Here is a 22,881-nt window from a genome sequence, read left to right as displayed (position 1 = left end):
TTCCCATTCCTGTTTAACTGGTTTTCTGAGTTTTATATCAATGGAGCAATCCGTTGCGTGCGCCTTCGCGGATGGTGTTGGACAGCCGGGTAGAGGCTTCGTTGACCTGTTTGGCAATAAACAAGGTGGTATTGGTTTTGGGTAGCGGGGGGAGGCCAGACTCGACCACGATCATATCCTGTTCGACGGTGGAGCGAGGCAATACACCCACGCCAATCCCTGCTCTGACCGCGGATAAAATCCCTGCCCTGCTCTGACTACTAAAGGCAATACGGTAATTGATATCGGCATCGTTCAGGGTGCTTTGTGCACATTCCCGGTGATAACAACCTTCAGGGAATACCGCCAGTGGCAGGGGCGAACGTTGTTCAACCTGGTGGGCCTGTGAGCGTACCCATACCAGCTCATCCAGTGTCAGGCGCTCTCCGCCCTCAGAACGCAGTGGCATCTCGACCAGAGCGATATCCAGCTTGCCGTCATCCAGCATTTTTCTAAGCTGCTGTGGGCGATGATCACTAAACACTTCCAGATTGGCCTCAGGGTAGGACAGTACAAAGGCTTCCAATATGGGTGTGAGTGCACGGGTGGCGTATTGATCATGGGTGCCCAATCGCACTGTCCCGTTGATCGTACCGTGCTGGTAGTTACCCACGATCTGATCATGCAGATTGATTAACTGGCGTGCGTCTTCTTCAAGCTGCCGTCCGGCGGCGGTTAACCGAACCCCATATTGGCCACGCTCCAGCAATCGTGCATCCAGTAGCTCCTCCAGTCGGTTCAGCTGCATGCTAATCGTGGAGGGGGCTTTGTGCAGGCTCTGGGCGGCGTTGGTCAGGTTCTGTGTACGTGCCACCGTAACGAAGGTTCTTAATAGTGGGATGGAGAGATCTTTCATTCTCTATCTTCAATTTTATTGAAAGTATTGATCAATATTTATCGATATATTGAAGATGGTCAAGTCACTAGAATGCGATTTTTTACTGACCGTGCAAGGAAAACGGTGAGATTCTGGAGATATAGACGGTGAGAATAGCGATTATCCTGGGGGCCAATCAGGTCCTGAGTCACGGGTTTGGTATCTTTTTATTTTCTGCGCTTTTTCCCTTTATGCGGGACGCATTGGGTCTGACGCACTGGCACCTGGCGGCCGTAGGTATTGCAACCCAATTGGCCTATCTCGGTGGAGCACTGTCGGTTGGGGTGCTGGGACGGCATCTTTCAGCAGAACAGATGGTGCTGGCAACGGGTATTACGAGCGCAGCGTTGGTGCTGTGTTTATCGATGCTGGTGCAGCCGATACTGCTGATAGTGGTGTTGTCGTTACTGGCATGCAGTGCTGCGATCTGCTGGGGCGCTATTGTTGGGTTGATCAGTCAGCATGTGTCAGCAGATAAAGCGGCGACCTACCTGTCGGCATCGGGTAGTGGCACTGCGTGGGGCTATGGTATCAATGGTCTTATTTTGTTGTGGTGGATCCCTGTGTTTGGTTGGGAAAGCGCGTGGGTGTTCACGGCTTGTTTTGGTGCAGTTGTGGTATTGCTGACCTTGCAGATGATTCGTGCATTACCGGCGTCCTCTGAAAGCCAGGCGTCTCAGACATATGATCTGGACAGTTATGACAATGCATCGCTGTCGATGCGGCAGATGATTCGTGCCGTCTTGTCCGAACATCGTGCGTGTATGAGTTGCTTGATCTATTTTCTGGTGGGTTTCACCTGCATTACCTTCACCAGCTGGCTTAACACCTATTTGGATGAGCTATCACAGCGTGAAGCACTGTCAGGTAGCACTTGGACTATTCTGGGTGTCAGCGGAATGATAGCGGGCATCGCAATTGGAAAACTGGCAGAGAAAAAAGGCCATGCGTTTGCTGTACTGACAATGTCGTTGGGGTATGCCGTAGGGCTTGCCGCCTTTAGCTTCGATCCGGTTCAGTATGCTTTTGTTGCCGGGGTGGGGTACGGGGTCATGTACTTTCCAGTCTGGGGCATTATTTCATCTTGGGTGGCACAGCGTTACTCACCGATCGCAACCATGCAGTTGAGTGGCCTGGGGATGGTCGCTTCGGCGATGGGGGGCAGTGCCGGTAATCTGACCGCAGGTTATATCCAGAACACCACCGGTTCTCTGTCATTACTCTACCTGATCTTGGCGCTGGCTGCGGTGATGTTGATTGTGTGTGCTGGCTTGATGGTATGGCATGGAAGGCGACAAGAAGTTGTGGTGCAGCCTGTAACGTGAAAGATCGCCCGTTCCGCCACGTAGGGTGTAGAAGGAGTATTGATTTCATTAGTCTTTAGTATTGATTGAAATTAAATTGAAATTCAAAGCCTGGTGTGGCTATGTGTATGTTCACTAATAATAAGATGAACATATAGGCAGTCTATGTTGAAAGACAAAGTAGCAGTTGTGACCGGGGCAGGTTCCGGTATGGGTGAAGCCGTTGCGGTAGAGCTCGCACGCCAAGGTGCGTCTGTGGTTTTGGCGGGACGAACGCTGGAAAAGCTGGAAAAGGTGGCAGCCAGAATTACTGCTGAGGGTGGTCAGGCGCTATGTGTACCTACCGATGTCAGAGAGCCGAAACAGCTACGCACGCTGATGGCGACTATCGAGGAGTGTTACGGCCGTTTGGATCTGGCATTTAACAATGCCGGTGGGCACGGTGACTTGCTGCCGTTGCATGAGATTAGCGATGAAGAGTGTCAGCAGGTGATGGATCTGAACTTTGCTGCGGTGCTATACGGCATGAAATATCAAATTGAGTTGATGCTTAAATCGGGTGGCGGTGCCATCGTGAATAATGCCTCCGCGTTTGGGTTGAAAGGGGTAGCGGGGCTCTCCCCTTATGTGGCGAGTAAGTTTGCAGTGGTGGGACTGACCCGCTCCGCTGCGCTTGATGTGGCAGACAAAAATATTCGGATCAATGCGATCTGTCCGGGCGCGACAGAAACGCCGAACTATATGCGTGTCACCGATGGCGATGTGCATGCGTTTGACTCCATGATCCCCATGGGACGCATTGGTCAGCCAAAGGAAGTGGCCCAAGGCGTTATCTGGTTGCTCTCGGAGCAATCTTCGTATGTCACAGGGTCCACACTGAGTGTTGATGGCGGCATGGCAGCGGGTTGAGGTCTGCTACGTGCGGATATGAACTTCATATACAACGGGCGAGGGTACCCGTTGTATATTCGATGGGGGTTTAACGGTTAAAGGATGCCGGGTCACTGCTCAGGGCTTTAAGAAACGCGACGATGTTATCGACTTCATCATCAGTCAGCGCGTGATTGCGGGTGACCTGAAATGATCTGCCTCCGGTGGACCAGTTTACCTGCTGGTCATCTTCCGGCTTTTCACTCAGTGTCTTGCCCAATTGCACGGTTGCCATAATACGCACGACTTCTTCTAAGGAGTCCACTGAACCGTTGTGGAGATACGGAGCGGTAAGGCTGACGTTTCTCAGTGACGGTACCCGCCAGACGCCCCGGGTGGCATTAGGTGTGTTGGCCGCTAGTCCTAAATCATCGGTCAGTTGATACTTCTCTTCATAATCAGATCCCGAAATAGTAGGAAATGAGCGGTACACAGCGGTGACGCCGAATACACTGGCTTCGCTAAAATTCGGACCTGAGTGGCATAGCGGACAGCCGGTCTCTTCAAACAGCGCCATACCCAGGATTTGCTGCTCGGTGAGGGCGCTATCATCACCGCGCACAAATCGGTCATACGGCGAGTCAGGTGTGATCAGTGTACGTTCATAGGCCGCAATCGCTTTCGCTGTGTTTTCGGCGTTGATCACTGGGTTTTCGGGAAAGGCCGATGAATATTTTTCGGCGTAATCGGGTATCGACTGTATACGAGCTTCAACACTGGCAATCGACGGCATGCCCATCTCTATCGGATTAACCAGCGGGCCTAGTGCTTGCTCTTCCAACGAAGCGGCACGGCCATCCCAAAACAATACGCGCTGGAATGCGCTGTTTAAGACAGTGGGTGCGTTGCGCGTACCTTGCTGATCGTAAATGCCAACGGATGCAGGCAGTCCATCGGCGCCGCCCCTGTTGATAGAGAGTTCATGACAGGATGCACACGACAGTGTTCGGTCATAGGAGAGGCGTTTATCAAAGAACAAATTCTCTCCCAAGGCTATTTTCTCTGGGGTTTGCGGATTGTTGGTTGGCGTAGGCGCTTCGTGTGGCAGAGCCTGCCAGATATAGGGAGATGGTAATAACGTGCCCGAACGAAAACGGTTTAGCTGAGCGAAATTGGAGTTTTCACCCGCCAGCGTTTTTTGTGGTGTGGCCAGCATATCCAACATCGGAACAGAAAATACCGAGAAGAGCACAACAAAAGCGATCTTCAACGTAAACGCGAGTACACCCGTGCCTAATGCCACCCCCAGCATCCAGCGTCGACGTTCAGCCGGTGCCAGTTCCTTGACCAATCCAGTGAGGACCAAAAAGCCTGCACCGGCCAGTACGATGCCATACGTTAAAAACTCGATCTGTCCGGCTCCCAGATCGAAATTGATGTCACTGCTCATGTTGTTACCCACCCCACCTATGTCACGAACCTTATCTCTCGAAGCTTATGTCTTGAACCATGGGCTTCCAGCGCACCCAGGTGCTGGAAAGCCTGTGAGAAATAAATTAGGCTGATTGATCGGTATTGATAAATTCTATTTATAAATATGATTTATTCAGAAAACGAATGAGTGTGGTTATGAATCTGAAACAGCTGCAATTTGTGGTGAACGTCGCAGAAACAAGCTCTTTTAGTCGGGCGGCAGAACTCAGTTTTGCAACACAGCCAACTTTGTCCAATGCGATATCTCAGCTGGAAGAGGAGCTAGGCGGGCGGCTGTTCAATCGCACCACACGTAAGGTTGAGCTGACCTCATTCGGTGAATATATGCTGCCGCGTATTCAGGAGGTGTTGCACAACCGTGATGAATTGGTGAAAGCCGCGGAGTCTTATCATAATCCGAGCCATAAGATCTTAAGGATCGGATTTTCGCCGCTGGTGGATATGCAGCGTCTGGATCAGGTTTTGGCACCGTTTCGACAAGCTCACCCTGATGTGACGTTGTTCTTTAAAGAGTGTTTTATTGATGATTTGTCGCAGCGTTTAAGCCGTGAGCAGATCGATATCCAGATAGTGCCGGAAAATGAAGGCGGTGACGGCGAGTCATCCTGCGTTTTCTATCGCGATAATCTCTATTACCTGCCCGCATTGAATGATGAACCAGCGGCCAGTCGTTTGTCATTTGAGATGGCCGACCTGCCTGCAACGCCAATTATCCTTACGGGTGGCGGTTGTGGATTGAATGATGCGCTCGCGAATATGATGAAAGCCCAAGGGGTAAAACTAAACCCGTATGCTGGGCAGGCGATGACTTACAAAGTGATTGAAGACTGGGCATCCTTAGGCATTGGCGCGGGGATCTTGCCCAGTGCCAAAATATCACCCGACAATCGCGCCCTGCATCCGCTGTTTGTGAAGCAAAACGAACCGGCTGCATTTAGCTATTACTGGATCTGGCGTGCTGAGCGATCGTTGCCTGAGCATGTGGCCGCATTTATTGATTACGTCCAGACCACTGTGCCTGCGTTAGTGAAAGGTATGGTGGATCGGAAGGTTGACGAGCAGGTTGGCTGATTGGTGATTGATTCAGCAAACCTATAAGTCCGATTCGCAAATGTAATTTCTCTTTCCATTGGTAAATTCATACCCTTGATTCTGGCTTAAGCGCTGTCCCAGTGCTTTAAACCAACCCGTCTGCAGTATCCGTTGTCCGGTTGTCACACCCCACGCGACCGGGCAGCGGAATAGATAGTTCGCCGCCGGCGACTTTGTCAGTGACACCTGAGTAGCTACAATGCCGGTATGGAATTTTCGATTACATTTGTTCAGCTTTTCTTCTGGGGTGTGTATCTTGCTGCCCCAATTCTGTTGATGCTATGCACGCTGATTATTATTGTGGGGCAGGTAGTTGGGCGCCTTGAAGGCTGGGGTCGGTTTAACGCGCTGTACTGGTCGTTTATTACCGCACTGACGGTTGGGTATGGTGATATCCGTCCGATGAGTAAACTAGCCAAAGTGCTGGCGATTGTGATCGCCTTTCTGGGGATTATGCTAACCGGCATTTTTGTCGCGATTACTGTAGCTACGGCCTCTTCGGCATTTCACCAAAGTATCGATCCGATTGTATTGAAAGGTATTGAAGAGCGATTTAAGTAAGGCTTGAGCGTGGGATATGTTCAACGGAGCGTGAAAAGGGGAGGTTCCACGCCCCGATAGAATCAACTGAACGGATTACTGATCGCTTTTATCGCCGTGGTAACGCTGATATACGTCAGCGGGTAGGTTACTGTATGCGCTGATATTGTCGTCCAGTAATAAATCGCGTGCACTTTCGGCATACGCTGAACCGGCAGACAAACCAAACATGAGTACCAACATGCTCATCACAATCTTCATGATGTTTCTCCAACTTCTCTCTCGTCTCAGGGATAGAGTAGATGGAGTTACTGAAACAGAAATGAAAAAAGGCAGGCGTTTTAATAACTTCTGGCACCAAGGATATTGAAGGCGTGCTGGTATTCTCAATAAAATGCCTAGCTCAGATCGACCGGAATGGCCGTTTCATACTTTACTTCACGCAATGCAAAGTTAGATTTCACCTGATTGACACCCGGCAGGGTGAAGATCTTTTCACTGAGAAATGTATCGTAGGCGGCCATGTTGGGAATCACCACGCGCAGTACATAGTCCGCGTTTCCAGTCACCGCGTAACATTGCAGTACTTCAGGGAAAGACCGGACGGCTGCCTCAAACTCTTTAGTGTGGTCCTGCTGGTGGCGAATCAGCGTCACCATGATCATCACGCAGAGCCCGTATCCCAGCGCTTCCGGATCAACCAGTGTCGTATGGCGTTTGAGAATGCCACGTTCATCCAGTGATTTAACCCGTCGCCAGCAGGCCGCTGTGGATAATCCAACCTGATCGGCCAGATGCTGGTTTGAGATACGGCCATCGTCCTGCAGAATTTTGAGTATGTGGCGGTCATAACGGTCCAGTTCTTCTGACATGAATTCGCAATCTCTTCAAGAAATGAAAGAATCTTTCGTATCTTGGTGTTTATTGTTTTGAATATTTCATAATAATCCTGATCTGCTATGTAATTTGCAAGCACCTTTCGTCATAAACCTCATAGACTATTTCTCATTCCTACGGCAATTGACATAAATCAATTTCAGTCAGTTAGCCGCATAACAATAAGAAACAGTTTGCTGAGGTGTATGGCATGAGCCATAAAACGGGCCACGTAGATTCACTGGACGACTATTCTCTCAACGACCGTTACACGCGTGAAACCGGTCGTGTTTTTCTGACCGGCACACAAGCGCTGGTACGTTTACCCCTGATGCAGCGCCAGCTGGATCGCAAGAACAAACTGAACACTGCTGGCTTTATCAGTGGCTACCGTGGTTCTCCGTTAGGCGGGTATGACCAGGCGCTGTGGCAGGCCAAAACCCTCCTGAAAGACCACGATATCGATTTTGTACCGGCGATCAATGAAGAGCTGGGCGCCACTATGGTGCTGGGTACGCAGCAGGTTGAAACCGACGATGATAAAAATGTCGATGGCGTATTTGGTATCTGGTACGGCAAAGGCCCGGGTGTTGACCGAGCGGCGGATGCCCTGAAGCACGGCAACACCTACGGTAGCTCACCGAACGGTGGTGTGTTGGTTGTTGCAGGTGATGACCACGGTTGTGTGTCGTCCAGTATGCCGCACCAGTCTGACGTAGCGTTCATGGCGTGGTTCATGCCCACCATCAACCCGGCGAGCATCGCTGAATATTTCGAGTTTGGCCTTTGGGGTTTTGCCATGTCCCGCTACAGCGGCATGTGGACCGGTTTTAAAGCGATCTCTGAAACTGTTGAAAGTGCAGCGTCCGTCAATATCGATGAGCTGCCTACGTTTAATATTCCTGAAGACTTCGAAGCACCGGAAGGTGGTTTGCACTACCGCTGGCCGGATCTGCCGGGACCGCAGCTGGAAACCCGTATCGAGCACAAGCTGGCGGCGGTTGCCGCGTTTGCCCGTGCCAATCCTATCGATAAACGTATCTACGATACGCCGGATGCCCGTTTTGGCATTGTCACCACCGGTAAAGCCCATCTGGATCTGATGGCTGCACTGGAACTGCTGGGACTGGACGAAGAGAAGTGCCGGGCGCTGGGCCTGGATATCTACAAGGTCGGTCTGGTATGGCCGCTGGAGCGCAGCGGTGCGATGGATTTCGTGCGCGGCAAGCAGGAAGTGCTGGTCGTTGAAGAGAAGCGCGGCATCATCGAAAGTCAGATCAAAGAATATATGTCGGCACCGGACGAGACGATCAACGTCACCGTTGTGGGTAAAAAAGATGAAAACGGTGAGCCGCTGATTCCGTATGTGGGTGAGCTGGGTCCGAATATGCTGGCCCGCTATGTAGCAGACCGCATCACCCAGCTGCTGGGTTCTGATTTCCGCGAGCAACTGGCCGAAGTGGGTGTCCGTGGCAGCACCGTATGTGATCCAGGTGGCGTACGTCGTTTGCCATACTTCTGCTCCGGTTGCCCGCACAACTCCTCTACCAAAGTGCCTGAAGGTAGCCGCGCACAAGCGGGTATCGGCTGTCACTTCATGGCATCGTGGATGAACCGTAAAACTGAGTCCCTGATTCAGATGGGCGGCGAGGGTGTGAACTGGATCTCCAAATCCCGTTACCTCGAAAACAAACACGTTTTCCAGAACCTGGGTGAAGGGACCTACTTCCACTCAGGTTCTCTGGCGATCCGTCAGTCTCTGGCGGCGAATGCCAACATTACCTACAAGATTCTGTTTAACGATGCCGTGGCGATGACCGGTGGACAGCCGGTGGACGGTGTGATCACTGTGCCGGCGATTGCCAATCAGGTGTTTGCCGAAGGCGTTCAACGGATCGCAATTTTGAGCGACGAGCCGGAGAAGTTCAGCGATAAAAGCATCTTCCCGTCCGTGGCTACCTTTCATCACCGTGATGAGCTGGACACAATCCAGCGAGAACTGCGGGACATTCAGGGTGTGACCGTACTGATCTACGACCAGACCTGTGCCGCAGAAAAACGTCGCCGCCGTAAGCGCGGCCAGTTCCCTGATCCGCAGCGCCGTGCCTTCATCAACCACAATGTGTGTGAAGGCTGTGGTGACTGCTCACAGAAATCCAACTGTCTGTCGGTGATCCCGCGTGAGACAGAGCAGGGCCGTAAGCGTCGTATCGACCAGTCCTCCTGCAACAAGGACTTCTCCTGTGTATCCGGGTTCTGCCCAAGCTTCGTCACCATCGAAGGTGGTCAGCTGCGCAAAGGCGGCGGTGTCTCTATCGGTGAAGCGTTTAATCAGAAGCTGGCGGCACTGCCGTTGCCTCAGCTGAATGAACTCACAAGCAGTTACAACCTGCTGGTGGGTGGAGTCGGTGGTACCGGTGTTGTGACCGTGGGTGCGCTGATCACCATGGCGGCGCATCTGGAATCCAAAGGTGCAACCGTACTGGACTTCATGGGCTTTGCGCAGAAGGGCGGCACCGTACTGAGTTACGTGCGTCTGGCTCCACAGCCGGAAGATATCCATCAGGTGAGGATCGAAACCGGTCAGGCCGATGCCATGATCGCCTGCGATATGGTCGTGGCAACCTCTGACAAAGCCTTGAGCGTGCTGCGTAAGGATCACAGCCGTGCGGTACTGAATCTGGCTGAGATCGCGACCGCAGACAACGTGCTGTATCGCGATGCCGATATGAAATCGACCCGCCGTGTACGTATTTTGGGTGAAGCCGTTGGCGATGATCGTATGGAGTCTATTGATGCCAACCGTCTGGCGGAAACCCTGCTGGGCGATACCGTCTTCTCCAACGTGATGATGTTGGGCTTTGCATGGCAGTCCGGTCTGGTGCCGGTATCGCTGGATGCCTTGCAGAAAGCGATTGAGTTGAACGGTGTGGCAATAGAGAAGAACAAAACCGCCTTTAACTGGGGCCGTTTGGCTGCCGTTGATGCGGAGTTTGTTCAGCAGTCGGCCGGTGGCCACAAGCCAGCGCCAGAATTGACACTAGAGACTCAGATTGAGCGTAACACTGCGTTCCTGACCAAGTACCAGGATGCCAAATACGCGGCGCGTTACCGTGATTTGGTGAGCAAAGTATCGGGTGCAGAGGCTGCACTGGGTGTGGACTCTCAGGCCCTGACCGAAGCGGTGTCTAAACAGCTGTTCCGTCTGATGGCGTATAAAGACGAGTACGAAGTGGCGCGTCTGTATACCGATTCCGATTTCCTGAAAGAGGTCAGTGAGACCTTTGAAGGTGACTACCGCATTAACTTCCATATGGCACCGCCGCTGTTGGCGCGCAAACGTGATTCTCAGGGCCGTCCGAAGAAGATGAGCTTTGGTCCGTGGATGCTAAAAGCACTGGGCACCGTCGCTAAGATGCGCAGCCTGCGTGGCACCAAGTTGGATCTGTTTGGCTACCATCCGGATCGCAAATTGGAGCGTCAGTTGCGTGACGAGTATGAGACTCAGATCAGCACCTTGGTTGCTCGTCTCAACGACCGGAACTATCAGGCCTCGCTGAAGCTTGCGCAGGTACCGGATGAGATTCGTGGTTTTGGTCTGGTGAAAGAGCAGGCCGCAAAAGCTGCGCGTGAACAATCAGAGCAGCTCCTGGCTGAAATTGACGGGCTGAGCGCGTAAGCGCTTAGCCATTTAGGAAACATACCGGGACGTTGTTATGTTTGAAGTACTAAAACCTATTCCTCAAGATCCGATTCTGGCGATGATGGCCAGCTATCGGGAAGACACTCACCCACAGAAGATCGATCTGGGCATTGGGGTCTACAAGAACGATCTGGGCGAGACGCCGATCATGCAGGCGGTTCAGCAGGCGGAAGCGCGTCTGTTGCAGTCTGAAACTACCAAAAGCTATACCGCACCGGCGGGCTCTCCGTTATTTAACCTGCGTTCTGCGCAACTGGTATTTGGCGCGGAGCATCCGGCACTGAATGACGGCCGTGTAATCTCGGCCCAGACGCCGGGTGGCTGTGGTGCGTTACGCATGGGTGCAGAATTCCTGCGCGGTTGCAGCAGCGAAAGCCGTGTCTGGGTGAGCACACCCACATGGGCTAATCATATTCCACTGCTGGGCGGTGCAGGTCTCGATATCGTTGAGTATCCGTATTACGACTACGCCAACAAAGCCATTCAGTTTGATGCGATGTTGCAGGCACTGGAAAGTGCCAGGCAGGGCGACTTTATCTTGCTCCACGGCTGCTGCCATAACCCAAGTGGCGCGGACCTGAACCGAGAACAGTGGGATGCCGTGGCGGATCTGCTGGAACGCAAAGGCCTGATTCCATTTGTTGATATGGCCTATCAGGGGCTGGGTTCCGGTCTGGATGACGACGCATACGGCGTGCGCATGCTGGCGGCACGTATGCCAGAGATGCTGGTGGCCACCTCCTGCTCCAAAAACTTCGGCCTCTACCGTGAGCGTACCGGCACCTTGTTTATTGTCGGTGAAACACCGGAGCAGACCTCCAATGCGGGCAGTCAGCTGTTCAGCAAAATTCGTAGCCACTACTCCATGCCGCCATCTCACGGTGCAGCCATCGTGGAAACCATCCTCAGTGACGACGAATTGAGCACCCTCTGGCAGGACGAACTGTCGCTGATGCGTCACCGCATTCAGGGCCTGCGTCAGAGTCTGGTGACGAAGATTACCGCGTCTGATATCCAAGGTGACTTCAGCTTCATCGAGCAGCAGTTTGGCATGTTCTCCTTTTTGGGCATTACACCGCAGCAAGTCGAACAGCTCCGTACCGAACACAGCATCTACATGATCGATTCCAGCCGTATGAACGTAGCCGGGCTGAACGAGCAGTGTATGGACTACTTTGTGGCCGCGCTGGGCGAGGTGCTTAAAACCCCGTAAGCGCAGCTCCAAAAAGACAACACAATAAAAATAATACGAGTAACCCAACAATGAACACCGTTCTATTCGATCATCCTGAGTTTGATGGTCACGTAAACCTGTACGTGCATTTTGACGAAAATACCGGCCTGAAAGCGATCAGCGCCGTACATCGTGCCTGGAATGGCAAGCCGGCAGTGGGTGGCTGCCGCTTGCGCAACTACGCCAGCGCCGATGAAGCCTTTACCGATGTGTTGCGCTTGTCGCGGGGCATGACGTTCAAGTCTGTGATGTCTGGTCTGGATTACGGCGGTTCCAAGTCCGTTATGATCGCCAATCCGGACACCATGGATCGTCGTGCGACGTTTCTGGCCATGGGTGATTTCGTCGAAAGCATGGGTGGTAAAGTCAAAACCGGCGTGGATGTCGGCCTGACCGCAGATGATGTGGAAGTCATGGCCGAGCGTACCTCCCATCTGGGTGGCCGTGCAGCATTGGCACCGGATCTCGTGACCGCCTATGGCGTACTGACCTCTATCAGCGCGGCAGTCAAACACCGTCGCGGTAGCGATGACCTCACCGGACTGTCCGTTGCCGTGCAGGGCCTTGGTAAGGTCGGCTTTAAGCTGGTTGAACTGCTGCAGGCGCGCGGGGCCACCGTCGTTGCTGCAGAGGTTAACCCTGATGCCGTCAACCGTGCCCGCGATACCTTCGGCATTGAGATCGTTGATCCGTCAGAGATCCACGCGCAGGACGTTGATATCTATAGCCCCTGTGCGCTGGGCATGGTGGTCAACGACCAGAGTATCAAAGAAATTTCCGCAGGCATCGTCGCCGGTGCCGCAAATAATCAGCTGACCCGTCCGCAACATGGCGTGGAGCTTGCCAAGAAGGGCACGCTCTATGTCCCGGATTACATCGTGAACTGTGGCGGATTACTGGCGGTGACCAGTGATCTGGAAGCCAGCGATGAATCCTGGGTGTGGAACAAGGTGGATGAGATAGCTGAAACTCTCGATGAAGTCTTTTCCCTTGCCGATCGGCTGGAGATCGCAACCAGTTATGCCGCAGACCAGATTGGTGCCGCGCGTATCGCTAACTTTGATGCCAGTCAGGTGTGACCACTGATCCTTTTTCCCTAAAAAACCGGGCCTCTCAGAGGCTGCACAACCGAAATAACAATAAATATTTGGAGTGCCATTATGAAACTACGTAACTTACTGACCGCTGCTGTCGCGGCTGCAACCCTCTCTATGTCTGTACAGGCTGAGCCTGTGTACGTTGCAACCACCGCCATCGTTGAACACCCGGCATTGGATGCCGTGCGTGACGGTATCAAAGATGTGCTGGCAGAAAGCGGATATTCCGAACAGGACCTGAAGTTTACTTACGAAAGCGCACAGGGTAACCCGGCCATTGCGGCGCAGATTGCGCGTAAGCTGGTGGGTGATGCCCCGGATGTGATCGTTGCGATCTCTACACCGTCTGCTCAGAGTGCAGTGAGCGCCACTAAAGATATCCCTATCGTGTTCTCTGCGGTGACTGATCCACTGGGTGCCAAGCTGGTATCAAACTACGAAGCACCGGGCCGCAACGTCACCGGTCTGTCTGATATGTCGCCTGTCGCTCAGCACCTGATGCTGATTCAGGAATTCCTGCCGACAATGGAAAAGCTGGGTGTGCCTTACAACCCGGGTGAGCCAAACGCGGTTGCGATCGTTGAGATGCTGAAGATCGAAGCCCTGACACTGGGCATCGAGATTGTCGAAGCGCCTGCCCCTAAATCGTCTGATGTGATGATCGCGGCCCAGAAACTGATCGGTGATGTGGATGCGATCTACTGCCCGACGGACAACACGATCCTGACTGCGTTGGAATCTGTGGTGAAAGTAGGTATCGATGGTCGTTTGCCCGTGTTCTCTGCGGATACCGGTTCTGTTGAGCGTGGCGCAGTGGCGGCTTTGGGCTTCAACTACGGGGATATTGGTCGCCAGACCGGTGAGGTGGTTGTACGCATCCTGAAAGGTGAAGCGGCGGGTGAAATTCCGGTGCGCGTTGCCAACGGTTCTGAACTGTACGTGAACCCAAAAATGGCGTCACGCATGGGTGTTGAGATCCCAGCATCTGTATTGGCCCGCGCAACTAAAGTTGTCGAGTAATCACCTGAGCTGAGGGAAACCCTATGTCTCTATTTTCGTTCCTCGGTACCCTGGAGATCGGATTTATTTTCGGTCTGGTGGCGATTGGTGTGTACCTGACATTCCGCGTACTGGATTTTCCAGACCTGACCGTGGATGGCAGCTTTACGATGGGGGCGGCGATTGCCGCTGCCCTGATTATCTCGGGTGTGAACCCGTACATTGCAACTGTCTGCGCCACCTTTGGTGGTGCGGCAGCGGGCATGGTGACGGCGTGGTTGAACCTGCGCTTTAACATCCTGCACCTTCTGGCCAGTATCCTGACGATGACTGCGCTGTACACCATCAACCTGCGCATCATGGGTAAACCCAATCTGGCGCTGATTATGGAAGACACGGTACTGACGCCGTTTGAGGCACTGGGTATTCCCAATATGTACGTGAAGCTGATCTTCGTGGCCGTCGTGGTTGTGCTGGTGGGGCTGGCGATCTCCTACTTCATGAAAACTCAGTACGGTATGGCGATGCGCGCAACGGGTGCGAACCCGCGTATGGCGCAGGCCAACGGTATTGTCATTAAGGAGAAAATCTACGCGGGTCTGGCTCTGTCCAACGGACTTGTTGCTCTGGCGGGTGCGCTATTTGCACAGACCAACGGTTTTGCCGATTCTACTATGGGTATCGGCACCATTGTTGTAGGTCTGGCCGCGGTCATTGTGGGTGAAAGCTTGTTTGGCAGTCGCTCGATGCTGGTCATCATCTTCAGCTGCATCATCGGCTCGTTGCTTTACCGTCTGGCGGTATCGGTTGCGCTGAACGCTGATTTCCTCGGCTTTACGGCCTCTGACCTGAACCTGATCACTGCTGTACTGGTGGGGCTGGCGCTGATCGTGCCACATCTGCGGCGGGAACAGAAAGCACGTAAAGCTGCAGCCGTAGGAGGTGAAGCATGATTCGTTGTGAAAATATTAAGGTCACCTTCAATGCGGGTTTGGCAACGGAGAAGCGTGCGTTACGGGGTGTGGATCTTGAGATTCCTCAGGCTGAGTTTGTCACGGTGATTGGTTCCAACGGTGCAGGTAAATCCACGCTGCTGAACACGATTGCAGGTGATATTCGTGCCTCGTCTGGCGGCTTGTTCTTTGATGAAGCCAATGTGACGGCTGTGTCTGCTGCCGGTCGTACCCGCGATGTGGCCCGCGTATTTCAGGACCCGTTGGCGGGTACCTGCGGCAACATGACCGTTGAAGAGAACATGGCGCTGGCCTATGGCCGAGGTAAACGTGGCGGTCTGGCGCCAGCACTGAACGATGACCTGCGAGATCTGTTCCGCGAGCAGCTTAAACGTCTGAATCTGGGGTTGGAAAACCGCCTCGGCGCTGAGATGGGCTTGCTATCGGGTGGTCAGCGCCAGTCGGTTAGCTTGCTGATGTCGGCATTACAGCCAAGCAAAATCCTGTTGTTGGATGAGCACACGGCAGCGCTGGACCCGAAAACGGCCGCGCTGGTGATGGATATCACCGATCAGATCGTAGAAGAGAAAAAACTGACCGTGATGATGGTGACTCACTCCATGCGTCAGGCGCTGGATCACGGTACGCGAACGATCATGATGCACGAAGGCAAAGTGATGTTTGATCTGGCCGGTGAAGAGCGCAGTCAGTACGACGTGAAAGACCTGCTGAATCTGTTTGCCAAAGCCCGTGGCGATGGTGAAGAGCTGGACGATGACAAATTGTTGCTGGGTGCCTGAAGGGGCGTTTGTACTCTGCAATCTTGAAGACACATACAACAAGAAAAATAGGTAGTTAGAATGAAACTGAAGAAGTTAACCATTGCCGTAATGGCACTCAGTGCGCTGTCTAGTGCACAGGTGATTGCCGCTGACACTGACGACAAAATGCAGGTGAATCTGGGCTTGCGTACTTTCTACATGAACCGTGATTTCGATGCAGGTATCCCGGATACCATCGCAGCGGGTCAGGCGTTCCGTGCCGAATTCCTGTCGCCATTCTGGAACGACATGATCGGCGTAGACGCTTCTGTTGTTCACGTGGCTAAGCTGGAAGGGGACAAAACTGTCAACTCTTCTGACGTTCTGACCACCAGTGGTGATGGTTACACCACACTGGAACAGGCTTACATCAAGATCAAACCAACGGATAACCTGAACATCCGTGCCGGTCGCATGATTCTGATGACCCCGTTGCTGAACGATCTGACCTCCCGTATCTCTGCGCCAAGTACCCAGGCGATTCACGCAACGGCCAGCTTTGACGGCGGTGAGATCTACGGTATCTACTCCGACAAAGCCTCCATGAACAACGATGAAGACTTCAAAGCGTACAGTGCAAACGGCGAAGACTACGACGTTGCATCCATCGGTGGTTCTTACGCATTTGCCAACGGTCTGAGCACACACATCCAGTACGGTGTGGCAGACGACTACCAGAAACAGGCGTACTTCAATATTGCTTACCCAGCGAAGGTGGGTGACTACGACCTGATGCTGGACCTGACCCACATGCGTGGTGAAGACGATGGCGACCTGTACGGCCGCGATTACGACAGTAACCTGACCGGTCTGACGGCACGTCTGTCTCAGGGTAATCTGGCGTACACCATCGCGTACCAGACGGTTGGCGGCAGCGATGCTTACGATCAGAAATGGGGCGGCGCGGACAACACCCAGTTCTTCACCTGGGGGGCTGTACAGCTGTTGGATTTCAACGCAAAAGACGAACAGTCTTTGCAGGCACGTATCGACTATGACGTACCGGGCATTCCGGGTCTGCACCTGATGGCACGTCACACTGAAAGCTGGGATATCGACCATGCCGGTGGTGATGACGGTCAGCGTCATGAAACCAACGTCGACGTGAAATACACCCTGCAGGACGGCGCGGCGAAAGGCCTGAACCTGCGTCTGCGTGTCGCCAATGTTGATGGCGACGATGCAGTTGTACCGCGTATCAACGACATCCGCTTCATCGTGGATTACAAAACGAACCTGCTGTAACCGGCACGTTCAGGGCAGTGGAGTGAACGCCAGGTTCGCTGTGCTGCCTGCCTTCAATTTTCAACACATACGTACCCTGGAATTCTGCTGCATAAGGCTTAGGGGCTGTAGCAGGATTTCGTCCTCAGGCGTTATTCGTTTCTCTTGGTGAGTAACGCCTTCTGTCCGTGGTTTAATCCTGTCGGAACCGCGTTTGGGCGGAGGTTCGGGCCTCCGCCTTTTTTTCTACCTTGTCTGATAGTGTCGTGGACGGCGTCTGGTGGATAAGCTGAATGGCAAGCGAGAAGGGACAAACTGAAGTGGACAGAGAATAAACATATTCCCATCCACTCATTCACATTGGTGGTGCCGTAATAAGAGCGGTTAAACCAATTTAGCCATTCTTTTGCGCTCTAGCTGCAGCTTCGCGCAGTTTATCCTTTTTGCTCTTACGTTTGCCTTTGACCGGTCCTTTCTTGTCCAGTAGCTCTACTGGCGCATAAGGCGAGCGCTCCAGACCTTCGATGTTTTCACGAGGGATCTTCTGCTTGATACGTTTCTCTATCACTTTGAAGTGGTTGTCACTTTCGTGATCGATAAACGACAAGGCCACCCCAGATTCTCCTGCACGACCTGTACGTCCGATACGGTGCACGTAATCAGAAGGTGAACGTGGCAGATCATAGTTCACAACGCAGGGCAGGCTGACAATGTCGATACCACGGGAGGCAAGGTCAGTCGCCACCAATACCCGAAAGCTTTTAGATTTGAAATCAGCCAGGGCTTTTGTGCGGGCTGCCTGATTCAGGTCGCCATGCAGTGCGGTAGCAGTAATCCCAACGCGAGACAGCTTGAGTGCAACGTTATTGGCGCTGCGTTTGCTGGCGACAAAAACGATGACGCGGGACCAGTTTTCCTCTTTGATCAGCTGTTTCAGCAACGTGGTGCGGTTGGTCCGATCAACTTCAATCGCACGCTGTTGTACCTGCTCTGGGATGGTTGCTTCGATCTTAATTTCGATCTCGGTGGGATCGACCAGCAGGGTTTGCGTCAGATGTTTTACGCCATCAGGAAAGGTCGCGGAGAATAGCAGGTTCTGACGTTTACGTGGCAACAGCTTCAGGAGGGCACCCAGCTCATCGGCAAAACCGAGATCCAGCATGCGGTCGGCTTCGTCCAATACGAGCGTTTCAACGGATTTCAGATCAGTCGCGTTGTTGTCCAGCAGATCAAGTAGACGGCCCGGCGTCGCAATCATCACATCACAACCGCCGCGCAACCCCATCATCTGTGGGTTGATGGAAACACCACCGTACACAGTCATAATCTTCAGTGATTCAGGCAGGTATTGAGCGTAAGTCTTAATAGACTCACCCACCTGTACCGCCAGTTCCCGCGTAGGTACTAAGACCAGTGCGCGCAACGGACGAACGCCCTGAGCTGGACGCTGGCTTAACGTTTCCAAGATAGGCAGGGCGAAACCTGCTGTCTTACCCGAACCTGTCTGAGCGGCCGCAACAACATCGCCACCGTTCAAAATGGCAGGAATGGCTTTGTCCTGAACCGGGGTTGGTTGTTCATAACCCTGTTCATCGAGAGCACGTACAAGAAATTCGGACAAACCAAGTGAAGCGAAAGACATAGATTAAACTCAGACTCTGGGTGCCGGGTGAGGCTTGTTGCATCACGAAAGGCGAATGAAGGAAGCGCGCTAGTTTAACAGAAATGGGCGAGGTAGGTGTGAAAGCTCGCATTGCTCAAAACCTGCGTCGAAGTATTGGAGAAGAAACGGTTAGGAGGCGAAAGCGACAGCTAAATGTGTGGCGGGATATACTTGCGTGCACAGGAATGGACAAAAAAGCGAAAGGATTCAGAGGTGACTACAGAGATTAGATTTCCAGAAAAGACCCTGCTGATTGGTAAGGAAACAGGGTCGTTTTATCGGGATGCTTTTGTCGTCAGAACGACAAAGCCGGACCTTGATTCTAAACAGGTCTATCACGCCATTTTTGGATATCTGCCCAAGCCTGTCCAGGGGTTACTTAAGATCAGAAACAGCATTGTGAAATGGCTGGGTTTTAAAGCCAGCGACACCGGGATGAGCTTGCCACTTAAAGAGATGTCTGAGGGGCGACAAGCAGGGTTTCTGACAATCGAAATGGTGTCAGATGCTGAGGTGATATGCGCAGCGTATGAAAAGCATATGGATATGTGGCTATCAGTGATGAGGCTTTCTGAGCATGAATATGCTCTTTCAACGCTGGTTAATTTGAAAACGACATCCGGTCGCATCTATATGACGGTCATTAAGCCTTTTCATAAAATGGTCGTGACATATTCTATTCGGCAGGCGCTTAAAGCGGGAAGGATATAGGTCTTGCTGAGGTATGTACGGGAGAAATCTCTCCCGTACAGCGAAGCATATGCGATCTGTCAGTCGCCCTTATATCGAGCGGCACTGATAATACTCGCCAGATGGAAGATCGCCGCGATAATTCCGGGGATGACCAAAAGATAGGCTGCGTAGCCCACAACCGTGACAACAAAAAACATCAGGGCCATCAAAATACGTCCCTGAATAAGCTGGCCCAAACCCGGGATGAATACATTACAGAGCGCAGCAATGACGTTACCGCTACTACCTTGTTTACTCATTAAAAATCCTCCGTCTAATGCGCTTATCATCTACTAATCGGGTAGGTCAGAGCAAGAGCGTACCAGCGACAATATACAGTATGACCAAGAACATGATGCTCAGCTGTAGTCCTCGTAATAGCAGAATGCCTGCAAGAACCAACGCGAAGTCTAACCCTGTGCTAACCGCGCTGCTAAAGACCGGCTGATAAAGCGCCGAAAGCAGCAGACCGACAACCGCTGCGTTAATGCCCTGAATCGCGGCGGCTACACGCGGTCGGCAGCTAAGGCTCTGCCAGCTGTTATGAAACGCGATGACTAGCAGGAATCCCGGTAGGAAAACCGCCAGTGTGGCAAGCAGGGCACCCGCCAGTGGCATATCAGTATACAGATCCGCACCCAGGAAACTTGCCAGTGTAAACATGGGGCCGGGTACCGCCTGAGCCGTTGCATAACCGAGCAGGAAGCGATCGGTTGTCATGCTATCGCCAAGCAAGTCTTGCAAGAGGGGAAGTACCACATGCCCACCACCAAACACTAAGCTGCCTGCGGTAAAGAATTGATGGAATAGCGCGACGATGGGTTCTTCAATTGCCAACAATGGGAGCAGTGCCAACGTGATAAACAGGCTGCTCGAAATCAAACCCGGAGCTTTGAGCGGAGGGGATGCCTGATGATGAGATTGACCAATCAGACTGCCGATGATCGCCGCCACTAAAAGAACCATAAACTGGGTACTGATTCCCGGAAGTATCAAAAGAGAAATAGCCGTAACCACTGCAATACAAAGGCTCCAGCGCTGTTTACAAAAATTATTGAACATTCCATAGGTTGCATCCGCAACAACGACGACCGCGAGCAGTTTAAGCGCGTGAATGACCCCCTGCATCATGGTGTTGTCTTGCATCAGGGTGGTGCTGGTGGCGACCAGATACATCAAAATAAAAGAGGGTAGTGTGAACCCCAGAAACGCAGCGATGCCCCCGGGAATACCTGCCTTGTTCATGCCAATTGCAAAACCCACTTGACTTGAACCGGGTCCGGGCAAAAACTGGCTGAGGGCGACCAGTCCGGCATAGTACTTTTCGTCCAGCCATTGTCTCTTTTCTACGAAGTAGTTACGAAAATATCCGATGTGTGCGGCTGGGCCGCCAAAACTGATACAGCCGAGACCAAGAAAGCGCAAAAAGATCTCAAGGAGTAATGACGGTTTCATTCTGAATACTCTGTGGGTCGGTAGAAAATGATGACGAACGAAATATGACTAATAGCAGACAAATATTAAAAGACGAAGTTCGTCGGTTGATGAAGATGGTTTGTCTTATTAAGTGGTTGTGGTGCGTGGTGATGTTTGGAGATTTTATGAGCTATTTAAAGTGAAAAATAGCGTATGGCCAGGAACCGATACCAAAAAAAACACACCAACAATTACGATTTATTCGGCAGGGTGTTATAACTGCCAGCAGTGAAGGGGTAACCACAGATCAGTTGTGGTTATGTCAGCGTTTTGTAACTTTTTGAGTTTCTTCAAGCGACTGTGACTGACATTGTTACAGGGCTGGGGTAGATTGTGCCCCAAATTTTCCGAAGCTCGTCCGGCTCCAGCGTTTAGTGCGTGTATATAGTGTGGTTTGATATCAACCGCTGGCAGCAGGGTTTTATCTGGTATGTGTTTTGAAATTGGAAAAAAGTACGTTTGAGGGTTTAAAGAAACTCTACGGGTATTTGTCTCGTGCCCAGCGCACAGTGATTGTGGTGACGCTGGCGTTGATATTGATGGCGTTGGTGTTGCCCAGCGGGCCGATGAAGTCTGAAAAGATTGCATTGCCGCTGACATTGAAAGATCCGGTTTACGTCGAGTCGGATACTGTTTCGTCAGGTGATCCCGAACCGAGCGGCCATGTGTATTACATGGTGCGTAAGGGCGACACGCTGAGCAAGATTTTTGAGTCGCTGCGTGTACCTCAGGCGACACTCTATAAACTGCTGGAAGCGGATGTGAACGTTCTGGCGCTGGATACTATTTTGCCGGGTCACAAACTGGAGTTTCAGTTTGATGATCAGGAGCGCCTTGTGCGTTTCACCTTTAAGTCGGGTATGACCTATAAGGTTGATTTTACGCGCGGCAAAAAAGATGATTTCGAGTTTGCTGAGCATATCGAAAAAGGTGAGATGCGCACCGAAATCTTTGCGGGGATCGTAAAAGGGAATCTACCGCTATCGATGAAAAAGTCCGGCACCAGTCTGGCTGAGGCGTACAGTGTGACGGGTGTACTTAAAACCCGGATGAACTTCCGGCGGGATCTGCGCGCAGGTGATAAGTTTCAGGTGGTTTTATCCCGTCAATATGTTGATGGGAAGTACACCGGGAGTAGCAAAATTGAAGGTTTCCGTTATCTGGGTAAGCGGCGCGAAGTTCAGATCTTCTCTTTTGACGGCAATTTCTTTGATGAGAAAGGTCATAGTCTGGAAAAAGCGTTCCAGCGGATTCCACTGAAAAAACGTTACCGAATTTCGTCCAACTTTAATCCTCGCCGCCGTCATCCGGTGACACGTGCGATCCGACCGCATAACGGTACTGACTTTGCGACGCCGATGCGGACGCCGGTTGTGGCTGCGGGAGACGGTGTGGTCAGCCGGGTTATTCGCCACCGTTACGCGGGGCTGTACATAGAGATCCAGCATGGGCGTAAATATCGCACCCGGTATTTGCACCTGAACAAAGCCTATGTGAAAAAGGGGCAAAAGGTGTCGCGTGGCCAGAAAATAGCGCTGACCGGTAACAGTGGTCGGTCAACAGGCCCGCATTTACACTACGAGTTTCACATTAACAAACGTCCGGTCAACGCAATGAAAGCGCCGATACCGGAAGTGAAAACCATAGCGCGCAAGCACCGCAATAAATTTAAGCAGCGGGTGAAAACGCTGTCCGTGCAAATGGAAAAGGTTTCGGAACAGCAGTTTGAGAACGCCCAGCGCGATGCGGCCTCAAGTTGATGTGATGTAAGCATATGCATGTGGAAATCAAACCCCTGAATGTGGGGTTTTGAGACTGTAGATAAAACTGTGTAACTGCCTATTATTGAGCCAGCAATGGCTAAGGATAGGCAGTATGGACAAGCAA

Annotated in this window: 20 protein-coding genes; 13 read left to right on the top strand and 7 right to left on the bottom strand. The window is 52.3% G+C overall.

Annotated elements, in window-relative coordinates; translation table 11 throughout:
- Nucleotides 1-37: 37 nt before the first annotated feature.
- On the bottom strand, nucleotides 38-895 hold the full coding sequence (locus tag IOQ59_RS19305) for a LysR family transcriptional regulator (protein WP_193955111.1): 858 nt from the start codon (nucleotides 893-895) through the stop codon (nucleotides 38-40).
- A 128-nt stretch (nucleotides 896-1,023) separates the two neighbouring features.
- Here IOQ59_RS19305 and IOQ59_RS19300 point away from each other — a divergent pair, with 128 nt between their 5' ends.
- Together IOQ59_RS19300 and IOQ59_RS19295 are read left to right on the top strand one after the other, a co-directional pair.
- A complete protein-coding gene (locus IOQ59_RS19300; protein ID WP_193955110.1) occupies nucleotides 1,024-2,241 on the top strand; it encodes an MFS transporter in 1,218 nt (405 codons plus the stop codon).
- A 144-nt stretch (nucleotides 2,242-2,385) separates the two neighbouring features.
- A complete protein-coding gene (locus IOQ59_RS19295; protein ID WP_193955109.1) occupies nucleotides 2,386-3,129 on the top strand; it encodes an SDR family NAD(P)-dependent oxidoreductase in 744 nt (247 codons plus the stop codon).
- 70 nt (nucleotides 3,130-3,199) lie between these two features.
- Here the strand turns inward: IOQ59_RS19295 and IOQ59_RS19290 are convergent, their stop codons facing one another.
- The gene (locus IOQ59_RS19290) at nucleotides 3,200-4,540 is read right to left on the bottom strand and encodes a cytochrome-c peroxidase (protein ID WP_193955108.1); all 1,341 of its coding nucleotides are present in this window, start codon (nucleotides 4,538-4,540) and stop codon (nucleotides 3,200-3,202) included.
- A 179-nt stretch (nucleotides 4,541-4,719) separates the two neighbouring features.
- Here IOQ59_RS19290 and IOQ59_RS19285 point away from each other — a divergent pair, with 179 nt between their 5' ends.
- Both IOQ59_RS19285 and IOQ59_RS19280 read left to right on the top strand, forming a co-directional pair.
- Nucleotides 4,720-5,655, top strand: a complete 936-nt coding sequence (locus IOQ59_RS19285; protein WP_193955107.1) for a LysR family transcriptional regulator — start codon at nucleotides 4,720-4,722, stop codon at nucleotides 5,653-5,655.
- Nucleotides 5,656-5,883: 228 nt separating this feature from the next.
- Nucleotides 5,884-6,237: a potassium channel family protein gene (locus IOQ59_RS19280; RefSeq protein ID WP_193955106.1), complete on the top strand. Its 354-nt coding sequence runs from the start codon at nucleotides 5,884-5,886 to the stop codon at nucleotides 6,235-6,237.
- 75 nt (nucleotides 6,238-6,312) lie between these two features.
- Here IOQ59_RS19280 and IOQ59_RS19275 read toward each other — a convergent pair whose 3' ends face one another.
- Nucleotides 6,313-6,477 carry a hypothetical protein gene (locus tag IOQ59_RS19275; RefSeq protein ID WP_193955105.1) on the bottom strand — a complete coding sequence of 55 codons (165 nt, stop codon included), beginning with the start codon at nucleotides 6,475-6,477 and terminating at the stop codon, nucleotides 6,313-6,315.
- A 137-nt stretch (nucleotides 6,478-6,614) separates the two neighbouring features.
- A complete protein-coding gene (locus tag IOQ59_RS19270) occupies nucleotides 6,615-7,088 on the bottom strand; it encodes an Lrp/AsnC family transcriptional regulator (RefSeq protein ID WP_193955104.1) in 474 nt (157 codons plus the stop codon).
- A 215-nt stretch (nucleotides 7,089-7,303) separates the two neighbouring features.
- Here IOQ59_RS19270 and IOQ59_RS19265 point away from each other — a divergent pair, with 215 nt between their 5' ends.
- The 7 genes from IOQ59_RS19265 (at nucleotide 7,304) to IOQ59_RS19235 (ending at nucleotide 17,144) form a co-directional block, all read left to right on the top strand.
- Complete coding sequence (locus tag IOQ59_RS19265) at nucleotides 7,304-10,771, top strand: indolepyruvate ferredoxin oxidoreductase family protein (RefSeq protein ID WP_193955103.1); 3,468 nt, start codon at nucleotides 7,304-7,306, stop codon at nucleotides 10,769-10,771.
- 37 nt (nucleotides 10,772-10,808) lie between these two features.
- Nucleotides 10,809-12,008 (top strand): amino acid aminotransferase, encoded by a 1,200-nt coding sequence (locus IOQ59_RS19260; RefSeq protein WP_193955102.1) that lies wholly within the window; start codon nucleotides 10,809-10,811, stop codon nucleotides 12,006-12,008.
- A gap of 50 nt (nucleotides 12,009-12,058) precedes the next feature.
- A complete protein-coding gene (locus IOQ59_RS19255; RefSeq protein WP_193955101.1) occupies nucleotides 12,059-13,108 on the top strand; it encodes a Glu/Leu/Phe/Val dehydrogenase family protein in 1,050 nt (349 codons plus the stop codon).
- Between the two features lie 81 nt (nucleotides 13,109-13,189).
- Complete coding sequence (locus IOQ59_RS19250) at nucleotides 13,190-14,146, top strand: ABC transporter substrate-binding protein (protein ID WP_193955100.1); 957 nt, start codon at nucleotides 13,190-13,192, stop codon at nucleotides 14,144-14,146.
- Between the two features lie 23 nt (nucleotides 14,147-14,169).
- Nucleotides 14,170-15,078, top strand: coding sequence for an ABC transporter permease (locus IOQ59_RS19245; RefSeq protein WP_193955099.1), 909 nt, complete (start codon nucleotides 14,170-14,172; stop codon nucleotides 15,076-15,078).
- On the top strand, nucleotides 15,075-15,878 hold the full coding sequence (locus tag IOQ59_RS19240; RefSeq protein ID WP_193955098.1) for an ABC transporter ATP-binding protein: 804 nt from the start codon (nucleotides 15,075-15,077) through the stop codon (nucleotides 15,876-15,878). The genes IOQ59_RS19245 and IOQ59_RS19240 overlap by 4 nt, the downstream gene beginning before the upstream one ends.
- 60 nt (nucleotides 15,879-15,938) lie before the next feature.
- Entirely contained in the window at nucleotides 15,939-17,144 is a 1,206-nt protein-coding gene (locus IOQ59_RS19235; protein ID WP_193955097.1) for an OprD family outer membrane porin, read from the top strand.
- Between the two features lie 373 nt (nucleotides 17,145-17,517).
- On the opposite strand, the gene IOQ59_RS19230 is transcribed toward IOQ59_RS19235, so the two are convergent.
- Nucleotides 17,518-18,765 (bottom strand): DEAD/DEAH box helicase, encoded by a 1,248-nt coding sequence (locus IOQ59_RS19230; RefSeq protein ID WP_193955096.1) that lies wholly within the window; start codon nucleotides 18,763-18,765, stop codon nucleotides 17,518-17,520.
- 234 nt (nucleotides 18,766-18,999) lie between these two features.
- Between IOQ59_RS19230 and IOQ59_RS19225 the strand changes: the two genes are divergently transcribed.
- Complete coding sequence (locus tag IOQ59_RS19225; RefSeq protein WP_371871898.1) at nucleotides 19,000-19,497, top strand: DUF2867 domain-containing protein; 498 nt, start codon at nucleotides 19,000-19,002, stop codon at nucleotides 19,495-19,497.
- 59 nt (nucleotides 19,498-19,556) lie between these two features.
- Here IOQ59_RS19225 and IOQ59_RS19220 read toward each other — a convergent pair whose 3' ends face one another.
- Together IOQ59_RS19220 and chrA are read right to left on the bottom strand one after the other, a co-directional pair.
- On the bottom strand, nucleotides 19,557-19,778 hold the full coding sequence (locus IOQ59_RS19220) for a hypothetical protein (RefSeq protein ID WP_193955094.1): 222 nt from the start codon (nucleotides 19,776-19,778) through the stop codon (nucleotides 19,557-19,559).
- A gap of 46 nt (nucleotides 19,779-19,824) precedes the next feature.
- Nucleotides 19,825-20,973 (bottom strand): chromate efflux transporter, encoded by a 1,149-nt coding sequence (chrA, locus tag IOQ59_RS19215; RefSeq protein WP_193955093.1) that lies wholly within the window; start codon nucleotides 20,971-20,973, stop codon nucleotides 19,825-19,827.
- Nucleotides 20,974-21,431: 458 nt separating this feature from the next.
- On the opposite strand from chrA, the gene IOQ59_RS19210 reads away from it, so the two are divergent.
- The gene (locus IOQ59_RS19210; RefSeq protein ID WP_228051031.1) at nucleotides 21,432-22,754 is read left to right on the top strand and encodes a peptidoglycan DD-metalloendopeptidase family protein; all 1,323 of its coding nucleotides are present in this window, start codon (nucleotides 21,432-21,434) and stop codon (nucleotides 22,752-22,754) included.
- Nucleotides 22,755-22,881 lie beyond the last annotated feature (127 nt).

Source organism: Pontibacterium sinense (genome assembly GCF_015209595.1).
Classification (GTDB): domain Bacteria; phylum Pseudomonadota; class Gammaproteobacteria; order Pseudomonadales; family Balneatricaceae; genus Pontibacterium; species Pontibacterium sinense.
Note: the sequence above shows the minus strand (reverse complement) of the source record. Positions and strands in the feature narration are given on the sequence as shown.